The 19,506-nt window shown below is 52.4% G+C and carries 21 protein-coding genes, 1 tRNA gene and 1 pseudogene; 15 read left to right on the top strand and 8 right to left on the bottom strand.

The window, feature by feature from the left end; genetic code table 11:
* Positions 1 to 14: 14 nt before the first annotated feature.
* Positions 15 to 2,453, bottom strand: coding sequence for an ABC transporter permease (locus G5B42_RS11910; RefSeq protein WP_181339884.1), 2,439 nt, complete (start codon positions 2,451 to 2,453; stop codon positions 15 to 17).
* A 308-nt stretch (positions 2,454 to 2,761) separates the two neighbouring features.
* Between G5B42_RS11910 and G5B42_RS07665 the strand changes: the two genes are divergently transcribed.
* The 6 genes from G5B42_RS07665 (at position 2,762) to G5B42_RS07640 (ending at position 5,752) form a co-directional block, all read left to right on the top strand.
* Positions 2,762 to 2,838 (top strand) — tRNA-His (locus G5B42_RS07665).
* A gap of 282 nt (positions 2,839 to 3,120) precedes the next feature.
* Positions 3,121 to 3,405 carry a TMEM165/GDT1 family protein gene (locus tag G5B42_RS07660; protein WP_181339883.1) on the top strand — a complete coding sequence of 95 codons (285 nt, stop codon included), beginning with the start codon at positions 3,121 to 3,123 and terminating at the stop codon, positions 3,403 to 3,405.
* 45 nt (positions 3,406 to 3,450) lie between these two features.
* The gene (locus G5B42_RS07655; protein WP_181339882.1) at positions 3,451 to 3,825 is read left to right on the top strand and encodes a NusG domain II-containing protein; all 375 of its coding nucleotides are present in this window, start codon (positions 3,451 to 3,453) and stop codon (positions 3,823 to 3,825) included.
* Positions 3,812 to 4,603 (top strand): class I SAM-dependent DNA methyltransferase, encoded by a 792-nt coding sequence (locus G5B42_RS07650; protein WP_181339881.1) that lies wholly within the window; start codon positions 3,812 to 3,814, stop codon positions 4,601 to 4,603. The genes G5B42_RS07655 and G5B42_RS07650 overlap by 14 nt, the downstream gene beginning before the upstream one ends.
* A gap of 57 nt (positions 4,604 to 4,660) precedes the next feature.
* On the top strand, positions 4,661 to 4,939 hold the full coding sequence (locus G5B42_RS07645) for a YlmC/YmxH family sporulation protein (protein ID WP_181339895.1): 279 nt from the start codon (positions 4,661 to 4,663) through the stop codon (positions 4,937 to 4,939).
* Between the two features lie 132 nt (positions 4,940 to 5,071).
* Positions 5,072 to 5,752: a histidinol phosphate phosphatase domain-containing protein gene (locus G5B42_RS07640; protein ID WP_181339880.1), complete on the top strand. Its 681-nt coding sequence runs from the start codon at positions 5,072 to 5,074 to the stop codon at positions 5,750 to 5,752.
* On the opposite strand, the gene G5B42_RS07635 is transcribed toward G5B42_RS07640, so the two are convergent.
* Positions 5,749 to 6,447 (bottom strand): SatD family protein, encoded by a 699-nt coding sequence (locus tag G5B42_RS07635; RefSeq protein ID WP_181339879.1) that lies wholly within the window; start codon positions 6,445 to 6,447, stop codon positions 5,749 to 5,751. The two genes, G5B42_RS07640 and G5B42_RS07635, sit on opposite strands and share 4 nt — an antisense overlap.
* A gap of 268 nt (positions 6,448 to 6,715) precedes the next feature.
* Here G5B42_RS07635 and G5B42_RS07630 point away from each other — a divergent pair, with 268 nt between their 5' ends.
* On the top strand, positions 6,716 to 7,513 hold the full coding sequence (locus G5B42_RS07630; protein WP_231133354.1) for a M48 family metalloprotease: 798 nt from the start codon (positions 6,716 to 6,718) through the stop codon (positions 7,511 to 7,513).
* A 57-nt stretch (positions 7,514 to 7,570) separates the two neighbouring features.
* Here G5B42_RS07630 and G5B42_RS12350 read toward each other — a convergent pair.
* Positions 7,571 to 7,678 (bottom strand): annotated as a pseudogene (locus G5B42_RS12350) (hypothetical protein); the annotation flags it as partial.
* A gap of 333 nt (positions 7,679 to 8,011) precedes the next feature.
* Here G5B42_RS12350 and G5B42_RS07620 point away from each other — a divergent pair.
* The 8 genes from G5B42_RS07620 (at position 8,012) to G5B42_RS12345 (ending at position 15,150) form a co-directional block, all read left to right on the top strand.
* Positions 8,012 to 10,129, top strand: a complete 2,118-nt coding sequence (locus G5B42_RS07620) for an FAD-dependent oxidoreductase (RefSeq protein ID WP_181339877.1) — start codon at positions 8,012 to 8,014, stop codon at positions 10,127 to 10,129.
* Positions 10,122 to 11,138, top strand: a complete 1,017-nt coding sequence (locus tag G5B42_RS07615) for a polyprenyl synthetase family protein (protein ID WP_181339876.1) — start codon at positions 10,122 to 10,124, stop codon at positions 11,136 to 11,138. Before G5B42_RS07620 ends, G5B42_RS07615 begins: the two co-directional genes overlap by 8 nt.
* Before the next feature lie 26 nt (positions 11,139 to 11,164).
* The gene (locus tag G5B42_RS07610; protein ID WP_181339875.1) at positions 11,165 to 12,121 is read left to right on the top strand and encodes a UbiA family prenyltransferase; all 957 of its coding nucleotides are present in this window, start codon (positions 11,165 to 11,167) and stop codon (positions 12,119 to 12,121) included.
* Positions 12,122 to 12,173: 52 nt separating this feature from the next.
* The gene (locus G5B42_RS07605) at positions 12,174 to 13,169 is read left to right on the top strand and encodes a hypothetical protein (protein WP_181339874.1); all 996 of its coding nucleotides are present in this window, start codon (positions 12,174 to 12,176) and stop codon (positions 13,167 to 13,169) included.
* Between the two features lie 85 nt (positions 13,170 to 13,254).
* The gene (locus tag G5B42_RS11905) at positions 13,255 to 13,731 is read left to right on the top strand and encodes an FAD:protein FMN transferase (RefSeq protein ID WP_231133353.1); all 477 of its coding nucleotides are present in this window, start codon (positions 13,255 to 13,257) and stop codon (positions 13,729 to 13,731) included.
* Complete coding sequence (locus tag G5B42_RS12275; protein WP_231133352.1) at positions 13,661 to 13,954, top strand: FAD:protein FMN transferase; 294 nt, start codon at positions 13,661 to 13,663, stop codon at positions 13,952 to 13,954. Before G5B42_RS11905 ends, G5B42_RS12275 begins: the two co-directional genes overlap by 71 nt.
* Positions 13,878 to 14,309 carry an FAD:protein FMN transferase gene (locus tag G5B42_RS11895; RefSeq protein WP_231133351.1) on the top strand — a complete coding sequence of 144 codons (432 nt, stop codon included), beginning with the start codon at positions 13,878 to 13,880 and terminating at the stop codon, positions 14,307 to 14,309. The genes G5B42_RS12275 and G5B42_RS11895 overlap by 77 nt, the downstream gene beginning before the upstream one ends.
* Positions 14,310 to 14,466: 157 nt before the next feature.
* The gene (locus G5B42_RS12345; protein WP_181339873.1) at positions 14,467 to 15,150 is read left to right on the top strand and encodes a M50 family metallopeptidase; all 684 of its coding nucleotides are present in this window, start codon (positions 14,467 to 14,469) and stop codon (positions 15,148 to 15,150) included.
* On the opposite strand, the gene G5B42_RS07590 is transcribed toward G5B42_RS12345, so the two are convergent.
* The 5 genes from G5B42_RS07590 to G5B42_RS07570 form a co-directional block, all read right to left on the bottom strand.
* Positions 15,032 to 15,382: a DUF4363 family protein gene (locus G5B42_RS07590; RefSeq protein ID WP_181339872.1), complete on the bottom strand. Its 351-nt coding sequence runs from the start codon at positions 15,380 to 15,382 to the stop codon at positions 15,032 to 15,034. The genes G5B42_RS12345 and G5B42_RS07590 overlap by 119 nt on opposite strands.
* Positions 15,383 to 15,415: 33 nt before the next feature.
* The gene (locus G5B42_RS07585; RefSeq protein WP_181339871.1) at positions 15,416 to 16,147 is read right to left on the bottom strand and encodes a DUF421 domain-containing protein; all 732 of its coding nucleotides are present in this window, start codon (positions 16,145 to 16,147) and stop codon (positions 15,416 to 15,418) included.
* Positions 16,148 to 16,294: 147 nt separating this feature from the next.
* Complete coding sequence (gene mgrA, locus G5B42_RS07580; RefSeq protein ID WP_181339870.1) at positions 16,295 to 17,284, bottom strand: L-glyceraldehyde 3-phosphate reductase; 990 nt, start codon at positions 17,282 to 17,284, stop codon at positions 16,295 to 16,297.
* 306 nt (positions 17,285 to 17,590) lie between these two features.
* Positions 17,591 to 18,685 carry a polysaccharide deacetylase family protein gene (locus G5B42_RS07575; RefSeq protein WP_181339869.1) on the bottom strand — a complete coding sequence of 365 codons (1,095 nt, stop codon included), beginning with the start codon at positions 18,683 to 18,685 and terminating at the stop codon, positions 17,591 to 17,593.
* A 158-nt stretch (positions 18,686 to 18,843) separates the two neighbouring features.
* Positions 18,844 to 19,401 carry a thymidine kinase gene (locus tag G5B42_RS07570; RefSeq protein ID WP_181339868.1) on the bottom strand — a complete coding sequence of 186 codons (558 nt, stop codon included), beginning with the start codon at positions 19,399 to 19,401 and terminating at the stop codon, positions 18,844 to 18,846.
* Positions 19,402 to 19,506 lie beyond the last annotated feature (105 nt).

Genomic DNA, 19,506 nt, shown 5'->3' with positions numbered 1-19,506 from the left:
CCAGCCTGGAAGCTTTAAAGGCGGGACTGGCGGAAGCGGTCACCATGATCAAAAGTCCGGCCAGGACCGCCGACAGATAAAGGGGGAAGAAGTGAAAGATCGGCAGTCCGCCCAACAAAGCCTTGATCACCAGCGGGGTAATGGTGTTCAACCGGTACCCGCACAAAGCACCCACGACCCCCCCCGATCAGGCCGCCGGTCAGCGCTTCGGCGAAAAACATCTTGATGCTCTGTGCTTTGCTCATCCCGAGGGAGCGTAACATAGCCAGAGCACGTTGGCGTTCCAGAAAACTGATGATCAGGTTGTTGAAGACGCCAAAGATGCCTATGACCAAAGCCAACAGGGAAAAACCTTGCATCACCCGGAGGATGCGGTCGTTGGCTTGTTGGTTATCCTTTGCCATCTGGGCCAGGGTGATGACGAAAGGACTTCTTCTTGCCAGCCGTGTTTTGATGGCTTCTCTGACCAACTCCGGGTCTTTGTTGGTTTTGACGAAAAGATCATCGTAATACTGTTTGCCCATGTCCATCTTGATAAACCGCTCGCCGATCAGAGCGAAATTGCCGTTCCACATCAGGGAATCAAAGAACCCGATGACTTGATAATCCCTTTCTCCGCGGGCCGTTTTCAGGGTCAGGACATCCCCCTTTTTCACCTGCAGTCTTTCGCGCAGGGTGTTGGTGAGCAGAATCTTGCGCCCGGTGTCCAGCTCCGCCAGGAGGGCCGGGTCGAGGTCGAGGGTGTGATAATCCAGATATTTGTGGGGATTAGCCCCGTGCAGCAGGTTAATCCGGTCGTTGCGGTTGGTGATCTCCACTGCATTGGCGGTGTATATCCCGTAAGTGGACGTGACTCCGTCGACGGACCGCAGGATACTTTCAATTCCCCGGTCGGCCTGCCAGGTCCAAAACCAGATCTGAAAATTGAAATCCCGGTAGAAGTTGGTTAGTTCCCGGGCGGTGCTGTAACTAACAGTGTTAATCATCAACAAAGCGGAGATCCCGATGGCGAGGAGCGAGATATTATTGAGGACGCCTTGGTTTTCCCGTAAATTTTTGGCGGCCAGGACTCCTTCGTTTCCGAAGAAATAACGGTTGAGGCGGGCCAAAACCGCTAAAAAGAGTTTGGTCAGGCTGGGGATCATGAGGATGAAGCCGATGATGGTGGCAAAAAGCAACAACATTCCGCCGGGGAGGAGAAGTTGGTACGGCAGGTGAGGCGGCAGAAGAAAGGACAAAGCAATCAGGATCACTCCGCCGGCCGGCCGCCATCTTTCCCGGCGTCCAGGTTTACTGTAAAGGTTGAAGATCAACTCTTTCACCGGGATTTTGGCGGCCTTCCGGATTGGCCGCAGGGCGCTGAGGAAAGCGACCAGCACCGCCAGGAGAAAAGCGGCCCCCAGTTGTCCCGGTGAAAATTGGAGCTTCACGGGCACGGAAGCCATAAAGTCCGGACGGACTTGTAAAGCAATCAAATAAAGAAGGACGAGGCCAAGGCCGCAGCCGAGGAAGCCGCCGATGACGCCGTACATGACACTCTCGGCGCACAGGATCAGGTTGGTCATGCGCCGGGTGGCACCGATGCTCCGGAAAGTGCCGAGCACCGGCAGCCTTTCTCTGGTGATGACCTTGAAGGAGGAATAGATGATGTAGACGGCCATGAAGAGAACGACCGTGCCCATCAGTTGAAAGGACATGGTCAGAGAGCTGGTGTACTCAGCCAGTTCCTGGCCGGTGACGGTCTCCCGGACCTGGTACCGGGGGTAGAGGGCACGCAGTTTCTGCAGCAGTTCGCCTTTCCGGGCCGGATCTTTTACTTTAAGATAGAGGTTGGTTACCCGGCCCCGGGCGTTGACGATGGTGGCCAATGGATCAAGGGGAACAACGGCGTTGATGTTCTGGCCGTCGTGTTGGAAGGGACCGGCCGGTTCCGCCAGGGCGGCCAGGAAGAACTTGCGTTTGGCCCCGAACACTTCAATGTCCAGATAGTCGCCGGGGCGGAGGCCATACTCTTCCGCCGTCTGTTTACTGAGAATAATCTTTTTTCCTTGAAACGGGTACAGTTGCTCTTGGGCGGCCAGGTAGAAAGGGTTCATTTGTGCCAATTCCGGCAGGTTAAACCCTTTGATGGTCATTCTCAAGGTTTCCCGGGGCAGAACCAAAGTGCCGCCGGTTTCGATGGAACCGACGATGTACTCAAAGTCCCCGGCGAACATCTCCGCCCGGTTCGGGCGGAAAAGACTGGAGGGCGAGCCTTCGGTGGGATGGATCATCAGGTCGGCGGTGCCATAATAAACCCGCACCCGTTCGATGAACATGTCGGCCGCTGTCCCGGACAGGGCTTCCGTGGCAAAATACAACGCCGAGGAGAGCATCACCGCCGTAACGATCAAAAGGGTGCGCAGTTTCTTTGCCCAGATGTTTTTTAAAACGAATTTGATGATGATTCCCACAAGGTATCTTCCCATTCTCCCCGGCGACGCGTTGCGACGCCAGGGGTAATATAATCAATATTTACCGTTGGTTTTATTATACAGTAACAATATGTTCCTAAAAAGGTAAAAAGGAGTGGAGGTGGTTAAATAATGGTAAAAGAAGGATTCGGCTGGTGTCTGGATCTTTGACTACCAGAAGATGTTGTTGAATTTATGGTGGGGAAACTAAGGATCTGATCACGCCATTATTCAACATTAATGTTTACGCGGCGCGAAAAACGCCTTGACGAAAAAGCAAAGATGTGTTACTATAATTTTTGCGTATGGTGGGCGTAGCTCAGTTGGTTAGAGCGCCAGGTTGTGGCCCTGGAGGTCGAGGGTTCGAATCCCTCCGTTCACCCCAACATGATGAAAAGGGCAGTTAGCCCTTTTTTGTTTTAGCACCCTTTTGGCGATTGCCATGCAGCTAATTTCCAGTCTACGGTCCACGCTGGTCCATTCCGGTGAAGGCAGATATGCTAAGTATTGCAATTGGCCCGCCGGACAAAAGAAAGCTCACGAAGGGACAAGAGACAAGGTATTTTTTGCTCAACCTTAAAATATGTTGTGGACAGAAATAAATACCATACCTTGACTCTGGAAATGATACCCGAAGAGACCGATAATTTTAGAAGAAGGTGAAAGCGTGGACTGGAAGGTTTTTTTCTTCTCTTTATGTACGATTTTTTTCGCCGAGTTAGGGGATAAAACGCAACTGGCCGTCTTTTCTCTGGTTTCGCAATCCAGGGCACCATGGGCGGTCTTTCTTGGAGCCTCCTTGGGCTTGGCATTGGTGACTTTAATTGGTGTGTTGTTTGGTGGAGTATTGACCAAATACATTCCTCCTCTATATATGCGTTTAGGTGCGGCCTTTCTTTTTATTGGGATCGGAGTTTATACTCTTTGGAAAACCTGGTTGGAGATTGCGTAATAATTGTCGTTGTAAAAGCTACTGCGGATGGAGGGAGGAGCGGAGATGACCAAAGGGGACCGCTGGCTGTTCTGGCTCCTTATCGGGGTTGGCCTTTTCTTATTGGCTTGGCAGGCTTGGCCCGCTCCTTCGTCTGAACGGCAGGTCCAAGTCTTTCGCGACGGCGAGCTCCTCTTCAGTTTTCCCCTGACGGAGACGGAGATCAGAACCGAGCAAGTACAAGTGGCGGGCGGCGTGGCAACGATCGAAGTGAGGGACGGGGCCGTCCGTCTGGCGCCCACGGAGGATTATTTCTGTCCGGAACGGATCTGTATCCGGACCGGGTGGATTAAACAACCGGGGGAAGCGATCATTTGTGTTCCCAACAAACTTGTGATCCGGATTGAAGAGCGGGAGGATGGTGTCGATGCCGTCATTTGAACAAAACGGTGTAAACCAAGCCTACCGGGATTTTGCCTTGGTCTATGATGAGATGATGCGTGAACTTGATTACCCGGCCTGGGTGGAGTATGTTCTTTTTTTATACCAAAACCATACGGCTTTTTCGGGGAAAGCTCCTGGCCGCTCGCTTTTGGATTTGGCCTGCGGTACCGGGAGCTTTATGGCGTTAATGATGGAGAAAGGGTGGAAGGTAACGGGAGTCGACCAGTCTCCTTCGATGCTGGCGATCGCCGGGGATAAACTGGGGCGGATCAAGGGAGACTACCGGCTTTTCCACCAGGATATCCGGGAACTGGATCTTGATGAACAGTTTCCGTTGATTACTTGTCTGTGTGACAGCCTTAATTACCTGTTACTTTATGGTGAGTTGCAACAGGTATTGGTCCATATCTACCACCACCTGTTACCGGGCGGGATCGCCATTGCCGACTTTAACACGGAATATAAATACCGGGAAATCCTGGGTGACAATACTTTTTGTGCCGTCTTTGAAAACTCTGCTTATATTTGGGCCAATTACTTGGAACCGGCCGCCCGCCTTTGCCGGATGGAGATTGATTTCTTTGCCCGGGAAAAGGGCGATCTTTTCCGCCATTTCCGGGAGATCCACTGCCAACGCTGGTATGAACCGGCTGAAATTGAAGAGGCGGCGTTGAAGGCCGGGTTTTCCCGGGTGCGTTGTTTTAGCGCCTTTACGCAGCAGCCCCACCAACCGAAAGACGAGCGGATCTTTTTTGTCTTTACGCGGGAGGCGTAAACCGGCACACCCTTTTGTGCCCCCACATATACTATACCAATGGGGGGAGTCGGGGTGCTGGCGAAAACATCGGAATTAAGAGAACGGGAAGTCATTAATATTTTAGACGGAAAAAAACTGGGATTCACCAGTGATTTAGAGATTGATCCCGTATCAGGCAAGATCCTTGCCCTGGTCTTGCCCGCACCGGGCCGTTTTCGGTGGCTACTTGGCCGCAACGAGGAGATTATCATCCCCTGGCGGCAAATCAAGAAGATTGGTTCCGATGTCATCCTGGTTGAACTGCCCGAAAAGGTAGAAGCCAATACTTACATCGATCTTTCCGGGGGACATTAGTCCGGCCCGTGGTTGCATCTCGCTGCGGTCGGCAAGGAGTTGTTTGATTTTTTTGTTCAAGAAGCGGACAAGCCTTTTGGTCGGTCGACCGGGTGTAACAGGTATCATGATCAGCAAAGAAGGAGGCGGAATATGATCAAGACAATTGCCGATCTACATACGCATACTTTTCTCAGTGACGGCGTCCTCTCGCCCTGCGAACTGATTCACCGGGCGTTTCTCAACGGGTACCAAGTGATTGGCCTCACCGACCATGTCGGCCTTGGCACGATGGAAAGGGTCCTGGCGGAACTGCGGGAAGAACGCCGGCTGGCGGAAAAATACTGGGCAATCAAGATCCTGGTGGGGGTGGAGCTCACTCATGTTCCCGCCGCCGCCATTTCCGAACTGGCGAAGCGGGCAAAGGACTTAGGGGCCGATCTGGTGGTAGTACACGGGGAAACCCTTGTCGAACCGGTGGAACCGGGTACCAACCGGGCGGCCGTGAGTTGCCCGGAGGTGGATGTCCTGGCCCATCCCGGTTTGCTCACCGAAGAGGAAGCGAGGCTGGCCGTCGAAAACGGTGTATTTCTTGAACTTTCGTCCCGCCGGGGTCATTGCCTCGCCAATGGGCATGTGGCGGCGCTAGCCCGGAAAACCGGAGCGCATCTTTTAATTAATTCGGATGGCCATCAACCTTCTGATTTATTGACGTGGGAGTTTGTGTCCCGTGTCGGGCGGGGAGCCGGTCTTGACGCCGCCGAACTTGAACAAGTAATGTGCGAAAACCCGCAGAAATTGCTGCGCAAGATAAAAGGGTGCGCCAAGGATTAAATCTCCTTGGCCGCGCCCTTTTTTTTCTGGTCTTTACGCAGGTCCCACGGGAGCAGGACCTTCCAGCGGGCTTGGGTCAAAAGTTCGTCGAGGGTGGCGCAGACTTCCAAGTACCGGTCCCAACGGGCGTGTTTCAGGCGTTGACTGATGGCGGCCTGGGTTACCCCTAAAAGCTCAGCCATCTCCACTTGCGTCCGGCCGCGGCGGACCAGTTTGATTGCCTCCCGGTGGGCTTCGCTCCAATTGTTACGGAGATCACTTTCGATGGCGAAAAGGGTGTTTACGGTTCTGGTCAAAAAAGACGAGGGAAGACGGACCACGATATCCTGGTTGCCGCGGGCGGCTTCTTTTAGTGCCCGGTTGACGCGGGTCCACGCCGGCCCGCTTTCTTCATAGGCCTCGGGGTCCATTTTGCCGCTGATGCTGCCTACACCTAACGCGTAATTAAAACGGGCCGGATTCATTTCCAAATCAACCAACTGAATTAACTGGATCAGACGGGGCGTTTCCTGGACCATCAGAATACCTTTTACTTCGGTGTCGTCTGCGTTGAAATTACCGGCGAGAAAAGGGCGAAAAGCACTATTCAGTAAAGCGGCGGCCTCCTGTAATATCTTGCTTCCGGTACCTTCCGGGGGCCGCGAACCTTTGTTTTGCAAGGCCAATTTAACCACGGCATAAAGAGTAGGGGGCAAGTTAACCCCTCCTTCTTTTTCGAAACTTCTATATATAATTCGCAATCTTTGGGGAAATTCCTTTCGGTCTGCGGTTGGTATAAGAACCGTTACTAATAAATTACTTATAATTACTAATAAATAAATAGTCAAATAATGAACGAATAATGCGTAAATAATCCGGGAAGCAGACACGAAAAATGTAGGCTATTGCTGGGTATGGGGCGAAAATGTTTAATTCCGGACAAAAAAAGCGCGCGGGCAGGGAAAAACTTCCCCGGCGCGAATAATGATTGTGCGTTACAAATATTGGTCGGGAGGGAAAGCGGAAGTGAAGGTCAGGTACCGCATAAAGCTTATCCTCTTATGCAGTCTCCTTATTTTTTTGGCTTTAACCTTGAGTCTGCCGGGAAACACTGCTTCTTTCTTCGCTGATATGGAGCTCAATCTGGAAAAACAGATTGGCCGGAACAGTTACGAAAGCATCATTGCCCAGATGAAAGTGGTTGAGTTACCGGAGGCGGAGATGGAGCGTTTAAATAACATCTTCAACCGTTTGGTCCAGGTTTGCTCCCGCCGCAAAGAATTGAAGTTTACCTTGACGGTGGTTGAGGAAGCTTCGGTAAACGCCTTTGCGCTGCCGGCCGGTTACATCTTTGTCCATACTGGTTTGCTGTCGTACGTGCAAAGCGATGGGGAACTGGCCGGAGTGCTCGCTCATGAAATAGCCCACGTGGACCGTAAACACGGGATGAGTGCCATCAAACGGCAGGTTGGGATGGCTCTTTTGCTGCAGATCTTTTTAAAGGACGCCGGCGAACAGATTACCAAGATCGGTAATTTGGCCATCAACTTGACACAGTTGGGATACGGCCGGGAAGCCGAATACGAAGCCGACCGTTACGGCGTTTATTTTATGGAGCGGGCCGGTTATTCCCGGACCGAGATTCTTAATTTTTGGTACCGGTTGGTCGAGGAGAGCGGCGGCGGGGGGAACCCGGGCATCCTCCAGCTTTTCTCCACCCATCCGCCGACCTCGGAACGGATTAAAAGGATTAAGGCACTCCCGCCTACTCCCACCCAATAGTGGCGGGGGGTTTGCGGTAATGTCGTAAACCACCCTGTTGAATTGGGGTACTTCACTGACAATCCGGTCGGCGACCCGCGCCAGTATTTCCGGGGGGAAACGATACCAGTCGGCGGTGTTCGTCAACGACAGTCTTGGCCAGCTGTAGTCGACGAATGTTGACATGTCCTTATAATAGTGATACCATTTAAGTGGTGCCCATTGCTAGAAACGATAACACATGGAAGCATACCCATATCCAATCTCCCTTTATCAAGCAGGACAGTTGCTTAACGGTCCTGCTTTTATTGTGAGAAATATGTCGACAGATTTCATATTACAAATATTGACATTATCGGCAGCCTGCTCCGAACTACCATCTTTTTTTAAAAGGCATATTCGTTATTGCATTGACTTATATATGTTGTCGATATTATAATTTGCTTTGGGATAGCAACATGAAACTGCTGCTCTTCACTCTAAAATTATATGAGAGATTGTGAAAGGATGATCAATGTAATGCCAAAAATTGTAATCATTGGCGGTGGTTACGCCGGTGTTCTGACTGCCAAGAAATTGGCCAAAAAATTTAAGAAGGATCCGACAACTTCGATTACAATTATCGACAAAAACCCCTTTCATACAATGCTTACCGAACTACATGAGGTCGCGGCGGGAAGAGTTGAAGAGGACAGCATTAGAATAAGCTTTCGCAAGATCTTTGCCGGTCGTAATATCAATTTTGTTCAAGACTTCATCGAAGAGGTTGACCTCCAGCAGAAAAAGGTTCTTGGTCGTAGCGGAACGTATGACTACGACTATTTAGTGATGGCGGTTGGGTCACGCCCGACTTATTTTGGGATTCCAGGAGCAAAAGAGTATACTTTCCCGCTTTGGTCTTATGAAGATGCAGTCCGGTTGCGGGAACACATTCTTGACCGTTTCCGCCGGGCGGCGGCCGAAACCAACCAGCAGGAAAGAAGCAGACTGCTTACTTTCCATATTGTTGGTGCCGGCTTGACGGGGGTGGAGATGGCCGGGGAACTTGCCGAATACGTGCCGATTTTATGCGAGCGGTTTGAGATTGACCGGAAGGAGGTCTCTTTATTCAACGTCGACCTTGTTCCACGTCCCGTGCCGACCCTTCCGGAAAAGCTTTCGGTTAAAATACAGCGTCGCCTGGAAAAGATGGGCGTCCGGATGCTCCTTAACACCAAGGTTGTGGCGATAGGTCCGGATTACATTGACTTGAGTACCGGGGAGCAGGTTAGCAGGCAGACTGCCGGTACGGTGATTTGGGTGGCGGGGATTGAATCGGCCCATGTCGACTTTAAGCCGGAGGATACCGTGACCACGGCGGCACGGGGGCGGTTGGACACCGATAAATACCTCCGCAGTGTCGATGATGAAAGACTATATGTGGCCGGTGATAATATAAATTACATCCCTGCAGGCGCTTCCGAGCCGGTACCGCAGATGGTGGAAAACTGTGAGCAAAGCTCCGCTATTGTAGCGCATAATATCTATGTTTCGATCACCGGTAAAGGCCAACTGAAGGAGTATAAGCCTTCCTTCCACGGGGTGATGATCTGTATCGGCGGCCGTTACGGGGTCGCCCGGGTTGGTCTGCCGGGGTTCATGGTAAATCTCCCGTCCTTCCCGGCGATGTTCACCAAACACTTCATCAATATCGTCTATTTCGCCCAGGTGCTTGGGTGGAACAAAATATTCAGCTACCTTAAGCATGAATTTTTCACTATCCGTAATAAACGGAGTTTTGTTGGTGGACACTTGAGCAACCGGACCCCCAGTTTTCTTCTGGTTCCCATCCGGCTATGGCTCGGTGGAGTCTGGCTCTTCGAAGGTGTTATGAAGATCGTGGGTGGGTGGTTGCGTTCGCCCAAACTCACCGGCTTTTTTGGTGGGGCCAACGCCTGGTACGATATGATCCTGGGGAAGGCAACCGACGGGGTTAACTCTGCGACGACCGCGGCGGCAGCCTTAAACGACGCGGTCTCGGCGGCCACTGAGGTTGCGGCTCCCGTTGCCGACGCCGTAGCAGCGGCTACGAATACCATAACGAGCGCTGCTCCGGATGCGGTGGCGGCGGCGACGGAGGCTGTATCGGCGGTGGCTGATGCGGTGGCCTCGGCTACCCAGGCGGTTCCGCAGGCCGTTGCTTCCGTGGGGACCGTCCTTATGAACTGGAATATCTTCGGTCTATTCAAAATGATCTTTGTCAGCGGCAAGTCGCTTGTCCAGTCCACGCTGGCCGATTTTGCTTTCAAACTGGACATTCCCATTTTAAACTGGTTTATTAACACTTTTGTTTTGCCGTACGACTGGATGCAGATGGCCATGCAGATTTTCGTTGTAGCAGCCGAAATTCTGATCGGCCTGGCGTTAATTGCGGGCCTGTTTACGACTCCGGCCAGTGCCTTGGCGCTTGTCTTGCTGTTTATGTTCATGACCACCACCGGTTTGTATCTGTCAACTTTCTGGATGTTCTTTGCGGCCATCGCCCTGCTCTGGGGGGCGGGCAGCATCTTTGGTCTCGACTATTACGTTACCCCCCTTCTGAAAAAACTTTGGAAGCGGTTGGGGTTTGTAAGGCGGTTATATATCTATCATGATTAATATCAATAAAGTTAATATCAACAAAGCCCATTTGACATCGATTAACCAACCCGTTCCTGCCAGGGACAAACTGGAGTTTGACCAGGCTATACAACGGGTGGAGCAGGAGATCCGAAAACTTCTCCAAAATGCTCCGCCCCTGATCCGGCCTCAGACGTCCCACCTTGCCCGGGCGACCGGAAAAGGGATCCGTGCGCGGTCTTTACTTGCTTGCGCCATGGACAGTGACGGTCTGGTTACGCCTGGTGCGGTGCGGGCGGCCACTGCGGTTGAGCTGTTGCATCTGGCGACGCTTATTCATGACGACATCATTGATGAGGCCGACACCCGCCGGGGTATTGAGGCGTTGCATGTGAAATTTGGCCAGAAGATCGCCGTTCTCTGTGGGGATTATCTGTTCTGTCTGGCCTTTGACCTTGCTTCGTCGATTTCCCCGCGGGAAGCGGACCGGAATAAAGTGAGCGTCGTTTTGCCTTCTTACTTTACCGAGATCTGCCTTGGCGAAATCCGCGAATTCAGTAACACCGGGAATCTTGACCTTAACGAAGGCGAGTATATCCGGATCATCTCCGAAAAGACAGCTGCTCTGTTTGAGGCTTCTTTCCACGCCGGTTTCCTGCTCTCCGATGAACCGGCGGAAGTCAAGGACATTTACCTTACGATCGGTAAAGAAATGGGGATCATCTTTCAATTGACCGACGACTGCCTGGACTTTATCTCCTCGAAGAAAAAGGTAAAGAAACCGGTGCTCACTGATTGCCGGCGCGGGGTAGTGACGTTACCCCTCATTTATGCGATGCAGGTCGATAAAACGCTCCGGGGCAAGATCGAAAAAGGTTTGACGGAGCAGGAATTGAAAGCGGCCGTTTTGGCGGCCGGGGGGATCGAATATACCCGGGCGAAGATTGAGGAACGCCGGGAAAAAGCGGAGCAGCTTATCGCGGTGCTGCGCTCTCCGGGAAAGAGGGACCGTTTGGAAGGGCTGCTCAAGCAGGCTGCCACGGTGTAGATTTGCTGCGAAGGAGAAAGACAACAATGGATATTGGTGTGGCGACTTGCCGTGCGGAAAGAAGCGAACAACCCTTAATCCGGAGGATATTCCGGTATGTCGAGATCAAGACCAAAATCACCAGCACTTTTCCGTTTCTGATGGGACTGGCCTATCTCTATTCCTCTGGCTATGCGATTGACCCGCTTAGGACGGTCGTTTTTTTCCTGGGCATGTTCTGCTTTGATCTGACGGCGACGATGATTAATAATTATTGCGACACGAAAAAGAACCGGCAGACCCTTCCTTTTCCGCGGCCCACCGCCAAAGTGCTCCTGCTTCTGATGTTTGCGGTCAGTGTCGCGTTGGGCCTATACCTTGTTTACCTGTCGGACCTGGTGGTTTTGTTCCTAGGCGCGCTTTGTTTCTTTTTCGGGGTCATATACTCCTTTGGACCGGTCCCCATTTCCCATGGCCCCTACGGGGAGATCGTTTCCGGCTTCTTTTACGGATTGGTCATTCCCGGAATCTTATTTTATATCAATATTCCCGCGGGCGGTCTCTTTTCTTATGCACTGGCGGATGGAAAACTCTCACTTCTGGTTGACCTCCGTGCCATGATCGGTCTCCTGATGTTGTCGGTTGTTCCGTTCTGCCTGACGGCCAACATCATGCTGGCCAACAATATCTGTGATGTGGAGCGCGATGTGGCGGTCCGCCGGTACACCCTGGCCTATTATCTTGGGAGGAAAGGGCTGTGGCTTTTCGCCGCCCTGTACTATCTCGCCTATCTTTCCGTGGTTGCCATGGTTGTGTTGGGGTTTCTTTCACCCCTCAGCTTGCTCCTGCTCCTGACGTTGATTCCCGTCCAAAAGAACATAAATCTGTTCTTGGCGAAGCAGGATAAAGATGAGACCTTCAATGTGGCGGTTAAAAACTTCCTCCTTGTGATCATTCCCCACACGGTCTTGATCTTTCTGGGTGGTTTGCTGTCGGCTCGATAAAAAAAGATAATAAAAACGAATCTAATTAATTTAATTAAAAGGAGGCTAAAGTATGAAAAAGTTATTTCTGTTAATCCTGGTGGTATTACTCGTTGTTGGACTCATGGCGGGCTGTGGAAAAGCGAAGCCGGAAAAGGTGAAGACCGGTCTGGCGGTCATTACCGGGGTTGGTAAATCGACCAACGCCGGGGCGGAGCCCGGACAGGCGCAAATCGATTCCACGGTTGTTGCCGTTACGGTGGACAGCAAGGGCAAAATCGTAAAGTGCGTAATCGATGCGGTACAAAGCAGGATAAGATTTGATGCGTCCGGTAAAATACTTACTCCGCTCACGACCGAATTTCCGACCAAGAATGAACTTGGCGAAGCTTACGGGATGAAACGGGCCTCCGGCATCGGGAAGGAATGGAACGAACAGGCGGCAGCCCTGGCCAAGTATGTGGAAGGCAAGACGGTTAATGAGGTGAAGAACATTGCCGTGGACGCCAGCAAGCATCCCACCGGTTCCGACCTGAAGGCTTCGGTTACCATGGCGATTGGCGATTACATCGCCGCCATCGAAAAGGCGGTGGCGCGAGCTCAGGATCTTGGGGCGACGGCCGCTGACCAACTGCGCCTCGGGGTGGTAACTACGATGGCAAAATCGACCAACGCGGGCGAAAATTTAGGGCTTGCCGAGGCGTATTCCACCTACGTGGCGATTACCCAAGATGCGAAAGGGACCATCACCAGCTGTGTCATCGATGCGTCGCAAGGCAGGGTTAATTTCAATTCTTCCGGCCAGATCACGACGGATCTCTCCGCCCCGATTAAATCCAAAAACGAGCTGGGTGAAGCTTACGGGATGAAACGGGTCTCCGGTATCGGGAAGGAATGGAATGAACAAGCGGCTGCCTTTGCCAAGTATGTGACCGGCAAAACTCCCGCCCAAGTAGCCGCGATTGCTGTAGACGCATCCCAGCATCCGGTCGATAAAGATCTGCTGGCGACGGTCACGGTTGCTATCGGGGATTTCAAAGCCGCTCTGGCGAAAGCAGCCGGCCAATAACGGCTCATAATAGAGCGGACCGATCTAGCTAAGCAACAAAAAAAAAACAGCCTACAATCTGTGACGGCGGAAAAGGAAACGCAGGATGAAACGACTAACCCTTTTTTTCCTTACTTTTGTGCTGCTGACGACGGTCGGTTGTCGGCCCAAAACAACCAGATACCAGGCGGAGTTTTTGGGGCTGTTTGATACGGCGACCACCGTTATCGGCTACGCCGAAAGCCAGGAAGAATTTACCGCCCTCGCCCGGAAGATCCAGGAAAGGCTGACCAGATACCACCAGCTGTATGATATCTATCAAGACTATGAGGGCCTAAACAACATAAAAACCATCAATGACCATGCGGGCGTCGCCCCGGTCAGGGTGGACCCCGAGATCATTGCTCTCTTGCGTTTTGCGAGAGAGCAATATTTTGCCACCGGGGGCGCGGTAAATATTGCGTTCGGACCGGTGCTTAAGATCTGGCATGATTACCGGTCGCGGGGGATTGATGACCCGGAGGCGGCGGAAGTTCCCCCCCCGGGGACTGCTCGAAGAGGCGGCACGGTTTACCGCGCTTGAAGGAATGATCATTGACGAGTCCGCCTCAACGGTCTATCTTACCGAGGCGGGCATGCGCCTTGACGTTGGGGCGGTCGCCAAAGGGTACGCCGTGGAACGGGTCGCCCAGTCGCTGGAAGCGGAGGGGGTTTCTTCCCTCCTGCTCAGTGTGGGGGGGGAATATCCGGGCGATCGGCGGCAAACCGGACCGCGAGGGGGTCAAGCCCTGGAAGATCGGGATTAAAAACCCGGATCCGGAAAGCCCGGTGTCCGAGCTGTGCAACGTGCTGATCGAGGGAAAGTCTGTTGTGTCGAGCGGTTCATATGAGCGTTATTACACCGTCAACGGGACAAGGTACCACCATATCATCGACCCCAACACCCTGATGCCAGCGGCCTTTTTCACGAACGTGACGGTGATCTGCCCCGACTCGGGGCTGGCGGATGCGCTGTCGACGGCGCTCTTCAATCTGCCCCTGGATAAAGGAAGAGAACTTGTGGCCAGTCTTGATGGGGTGGAAGTCTTGTGGGTAACGGTAAGCGGCGACATCATTTATTCTGAAGGGTTCGGCGCATACCTGGCAGAAAAGAATTGGTAGCGGGGGACCGGTCCCGTTAACCAATCTGGTAAGAGTTGCCAGTACACCCATGGTGTTCTACCATTCCATCTTTGTTTTTATTTCGTGATTGTTTCGACCTTATTTCTTCCCAGCAAGCGGTTGGGAAGTTTTTTTTGGGGCGGAGTGGAGTGGTGTGATGCGGCGAAAAATTCTCGTTTTAATGGCTGTATTCATTGGTTTTTGTTCACTGATTTACCTTTATACTTTTTTGCATGAAGGCGGCCACGCCCTCGTGGCGATGCTCGGGGGCGGAAAAGTAGAGGAATTTGTTTTAGGCGTGAATGCACATGTCCGTGTTTCCGGCACGGCTTTTACGCCTTTTTGGGAAGCCCTTTTTCATGCGGCCGGGGTGTTATTGCCGGTTATCATCCTGCTTATGGCGTTGCTTTTTTATCGCCCCCAAATAAAAAAAGGCTTTTATCACGTATTTTACATCGCAATCTGGCTCTGCATCACCGGCTCCCTGTGGGCCTGGGTTGTTATTCCGTTGGTTACGCTGTTTGCGACCGGCCCGGCATATGACGATACAATCAAATTCTTACGGGTTACCGGGTTCCACCCCCTGATTGTTGCTTCCGCGGCAATTCTGATGATGGGGATGCTGTTTTTATTGGCGAAGAAGAAAGGGCTTTTTAAGAAGACCGGAGAGCTTATGCGGAGTTGGAAAGAAACCCGTCGGGAAGGGGAAGGGGGGCCTAAGTTTATTTTCCCAAGTCAGCCCAGGTTTCCTCCAGCTCATACAGGGCGGCCAGGGCGCCACCGGTCTCTTCGGCCGCCACGTATCCTTTCAACCGGGCCAGGCTATGCTGGAAGTTGTTAATCTCGTCCCGTTCTTCACTGAATTGGAGGAGACGGACCGCCCGGCGCCAGGCCGATTCAAGCCGGTTTAAATTGGCCGCCGCTTCTTGCCATTCTCCGCGGGTAATCATCTGCTCTATGCGCTGAAAATAGAACGGCACCGGCTCTGTCAACCCGTATTTTTTGAAAAAGGTTCCGCTGTTCATAAAGAGTATGAAAATGGCCAGGATTACGCTGGGAATCACTTTTGTCATGAAAAAGCGGCCGATTTTTTTTACCTCCCTTGGCTACTCATTGTTTGTGTTCGGTTCTTGGAATCCGGTCGCTTGTCGCCGCGTCTGTTGGTATTGGCTGACGTAGAGTTCGCCTTCGGTGTTTAAGAGGGCAAGGGCGACCTCGCGCGGGCTATTGATGCCTTGCGCCTTTAATTGCTGGTCCAACCAGTTCCGGTCCAGGTTAACCTGTTTAAGGTTGGCGTCGATCACGGTTCCGTCGTAAATCAGTTCGGTACTGATCCCCTGGTATTTTGTGGGGATTTTTAAATCGTCCGGAGTTACCGCCGCGTATTGGCTCTTCTTCAAAACCGAAATCTTCCCGTCCGTCTCCAGGATGGCAAATTCCACTACTTTTAAGTCAAAGATTTGCTGGTGCCGCAACTGGGTCAGGAGATCATCAATGGTGAACCGCATCTTCTTTAGGTTTTTCTCCATAATCTGTCCGTTTTTGATGAGAATGACCGGTTCCCCGTTGATATATTTGGCGACCCCGCGGGAGTGTAAAGTGATCCATTGGAGGAACCAAACGGCCGCGGTCCAGGTGGCCAGGCCAACCCAATGGGGCCACGCCCGGCTGGAGAGGTCGGTGGTTAATGTGGCGGCAATGGAGCCGATGGTAATCCCGTGGATATAGTCAAAAAAGGTTAATTCACTGACTTGTTGTTTCCCCAGGATGCGGGTGAAGATGAGAAGGGTAAGAAAGGCAATAATTCCCCGTACAAAGACAACGGCTGCTTCGTTCAAGGGCCCACCTCCTCCCCGTGAGTGTTTGCCGCCTTTAGTTTGTCCTATTTGGCGGAATAAAAATTACCCCGCCGGAAGGAGGGGTAATTAGCCACTAATCTTTTGTGCATAATAGTTTGCCGGCCCCGGAACGGGGAGCGCGGCGTTTTACTTCAGAATCTCTTCAATCTGTTGCAGCTCCGCCGGGGTAAAGTCCAGGTTGGCAAGGGCGCCGACACAGTCCTCGATCTGGCTGACTTTGCTGGCCCCGATTAGGACCGAAGTCAGCCGGCCTTCCCGCAAAAGCCAAGCGACGGCCATCTGGGCCAGACTCTGGCCACGGGCCTTGGCCAGCTCATTTAAGCGGCGCACCTTGGCGATTTTGTCTTCGGTGATGTCCTGCGGGTTAAGGAAGGGACTGCTGCTGGCCGCCCGGGAATCGGCCGGAATGCCGTTTAGATAACGATCGGTCAGTAACCCCTTGGCCAGCGGTGAATAGGCGATACTGCCCACCCCCTCCGCCTTCAAGAGGGACAACAAGCCGTCTTCCGGCCAGCGGTTGAACATGGAATAGGACATCTGGTGGATTAGGCAGGGTGTACCCAGCTCTTTCAAGATTGCCAGCGCTTTTTTGGTGGTCTCCACATCATAGTTGGAGAGGCCGACGTAGAGGGTTTTACCTTGACGCACCAGCAAATCCAGGGCGGACATGGTTTCTTCCAGGGGGGTTTCGGGATCGGGACGGTGATGGTAGAAGATGTCCACGTACTCAAGGCCCATCCGCTTTAAACTTTGGTCAAGGCTGGCGACGAGATATTTTTTGGAACCCCAGTCGCCGTAAGGCCCGGGCCACATCCAATATCCGGCTTTGGTGGAGATAATCAATTCATCCCGGTACCCGTGGAGATCCAGTTTTAAAATGCGGCCAAAGTTTTCTTCCGCCGCCCCCGGGGGTGGACCGTAGTTGTTGGCCAGATCAAAATGGGTGATACCCAGGTCAAAAGCCCTTCTGATCATGGCCCGGCTGTTTTCGAAAAGGGTGACGCCGCCAAAGTTGTGCCATAAGCCCAAGGCGACGGCCGGCAGTTTCAGTCCGCTCCGTCCGCAGCGGTTGTATTTCATGATGTCATAACGCTGCTCGCTTGGTAGGTACGCCATGACAATGATACCTCCTTTGGTAAAGATCATATTTCTTTATTCTTGCCCCATTTACTTGCGTTGGAAATCTTTTTTCGTCATTTGTTCCTGTCGTACGTGTGTGTTTGCTCTTGTCCGTTTTCGCCTTATTCTTCTTACTTCGCGATGGACCGGGATCCTCCTTCTTACGGACCTTTCGGCGATGGACGGGATTTTGCGTGGCCTATTATCACTTTTATTATAAAAAAACCTAATAAAAAACGGATAAAAGGAATTTCACGAAGGAAGTCCTTTGATCCGTTTGGTGACAAAATGAGTACTTCGGATTTATACTCCCGGTTTATAAGCGGCGACCGGAAGGAGGTCGGTCAACGGCACAATCTCATACCCCATGGCTTGCAAGTTGGTAATCAGCGCGGGGAGGGCCTTAACGGTGGGGGTCAGGTCCTGGCCGCTTCCGCCGGCCGAGTGCATGAGGATAATCGCTCCCGGTTTAACCTGGGACATGATATTGGCCAAAATTTGATCGGCCTGGTGGTCGGCCCGCCAGTCTTTGGAATCCACCGACCAGTTAACCATGGTGTATCCGGCCGTGACCAGCCGGTCCAGACCTTCGGCGGTCATTTCGCCATAGGGCGGCCGGAGTAAAGCTGTTTCCCGGCCGGTGATCCTCTTGACCAACCCTTCCGTCTTTGTCACTTCCGCCACGATCTGCACGGTGGTGAGTTTCCGAAAATCGGGGTGGCTATAGGAGTGGTTGGCGACAAGATGTCCTTCCCGGACCATCCGGGTGACCACCCATTCCCGACCGGCAATATTGGCTCCCTTCAAGAAGAAAGTGGCTTTGACGCCAAATTGAGCAAGAAGATCCAGGATCTGTGGGGTGTACTCCAGATCCGGCCCGTCGTCAAAGGTGAGGGCGACCTGCTTGCGTTGGGTTGCGCCCTGGAGAAAAACTTTTCCCGGGTGGCGGGCCATCAGGGCGGGAATATTCCAGACATAAGCGTTTCCGTTCCCGCCGGTGGCGGGCTGGGTTACGGCCGGAACCTTCAACCATTGTCCCGTGTATATTTGGTCGGCGCTTAACCAGTTGCGCTGGCGTAACCATGACAAATTGGTCTGAAACTTTTGGGCGATGGTAAAGAGGCTTTCGTTGTTTTGTACCGTATAAAGTTTTTCATCGGCCAAAGTCGCCGGTTCCGGGATGAAGAGGACTTGTCCGGGGATGATATAACCGGCCCGGTTCAACTGATTATGGCTGGCGATGCTTTCCGGGCTCGCCCCATGCCATCGGGCAATCTGAAAAACCGTATCGCCCGGCTGGACCTGGTAGGTACGGGACGCCGCGGCTGGAAGAGAAACTCCCGCCAGAAAAAAGAGCGCCAGTGCTATGCTGAGGGGGGAGCGGAATCTGTTGATCATCTTAAGGATCCTCCTTAACCTAAGAATCACCCTTTATAGAGCGGGGGACGGGATTACATAAAAGAATACCGTCTTCCTTCCAATATTGGCGGTTAAGGACCGGATACCTTTAAGTAAATGGTGGGAAACTGGGAATAAGTGGTGCGGTTTGGGTAATCCTAGGTGTTCTGGCTCTTTTTCTTTTCTTCTGCCGCGGCGCACCGCCAACACAAGGCCTTATACTTATCTTTCCCGCCGACCAAAACCTGGGCTTTCTTCTCCACCAGGCTATAGCTGATATTGGCGGGCTCAAAACAGTTTTCGCAGACCGCATGTAACTTTGTAACTGTACTGGCGATTGCCATCAGTTGGGGCATAATGCCGAACGGCTCGCCATCCGAATCCATATCCAAACCGGCGACGATAAAGATCTTTGCCGTGCCCTTCTGCTCGTAGGCTTTGAGTAACCGGTAGACGGCTTCGCCAAAAAACTCTCCTTCGTCGAAGCCGATCACTTCGTTCTGATTGATAATCTGTTCGATGGTGGCCGTATCGTTACTGCCGACGGTAATCGAATCAAATTCTTTGCCGTTATGGGTTCTGACCTTGGTTGTCCGCGTGTCCAGGTCCGGTTTGACCAGTACTACACGGCGCTTGGCAATCGAGTGGCGTTCGAGTCTTCTGATCAACTCGTCGGTTTTGCCGGCAAACATACCTCCGGTAATTACCTCTAACATTCATCAATCACTCCTAAAGATTCTTTTCGACCGTTGCCTTTAGGATCATAGCACAGAAAGCATCTTTCGCCTAGTTTTTTCCGGGGATTTAATCCGACAAATTCC

The organism is Capillibacterium thermochitinicola, assembly GCF_013664685.1.
In the GTDB taxonomy this organism is placed as follows: Bacteria; Bacillota; UBA4882; order UBA10575; family UBA10575; genus Capillibacterium; species Capillibacterium thermochitinicola.
This window is presented reverse-complemented; position numbering and strand designations above follow the sequence as displayed.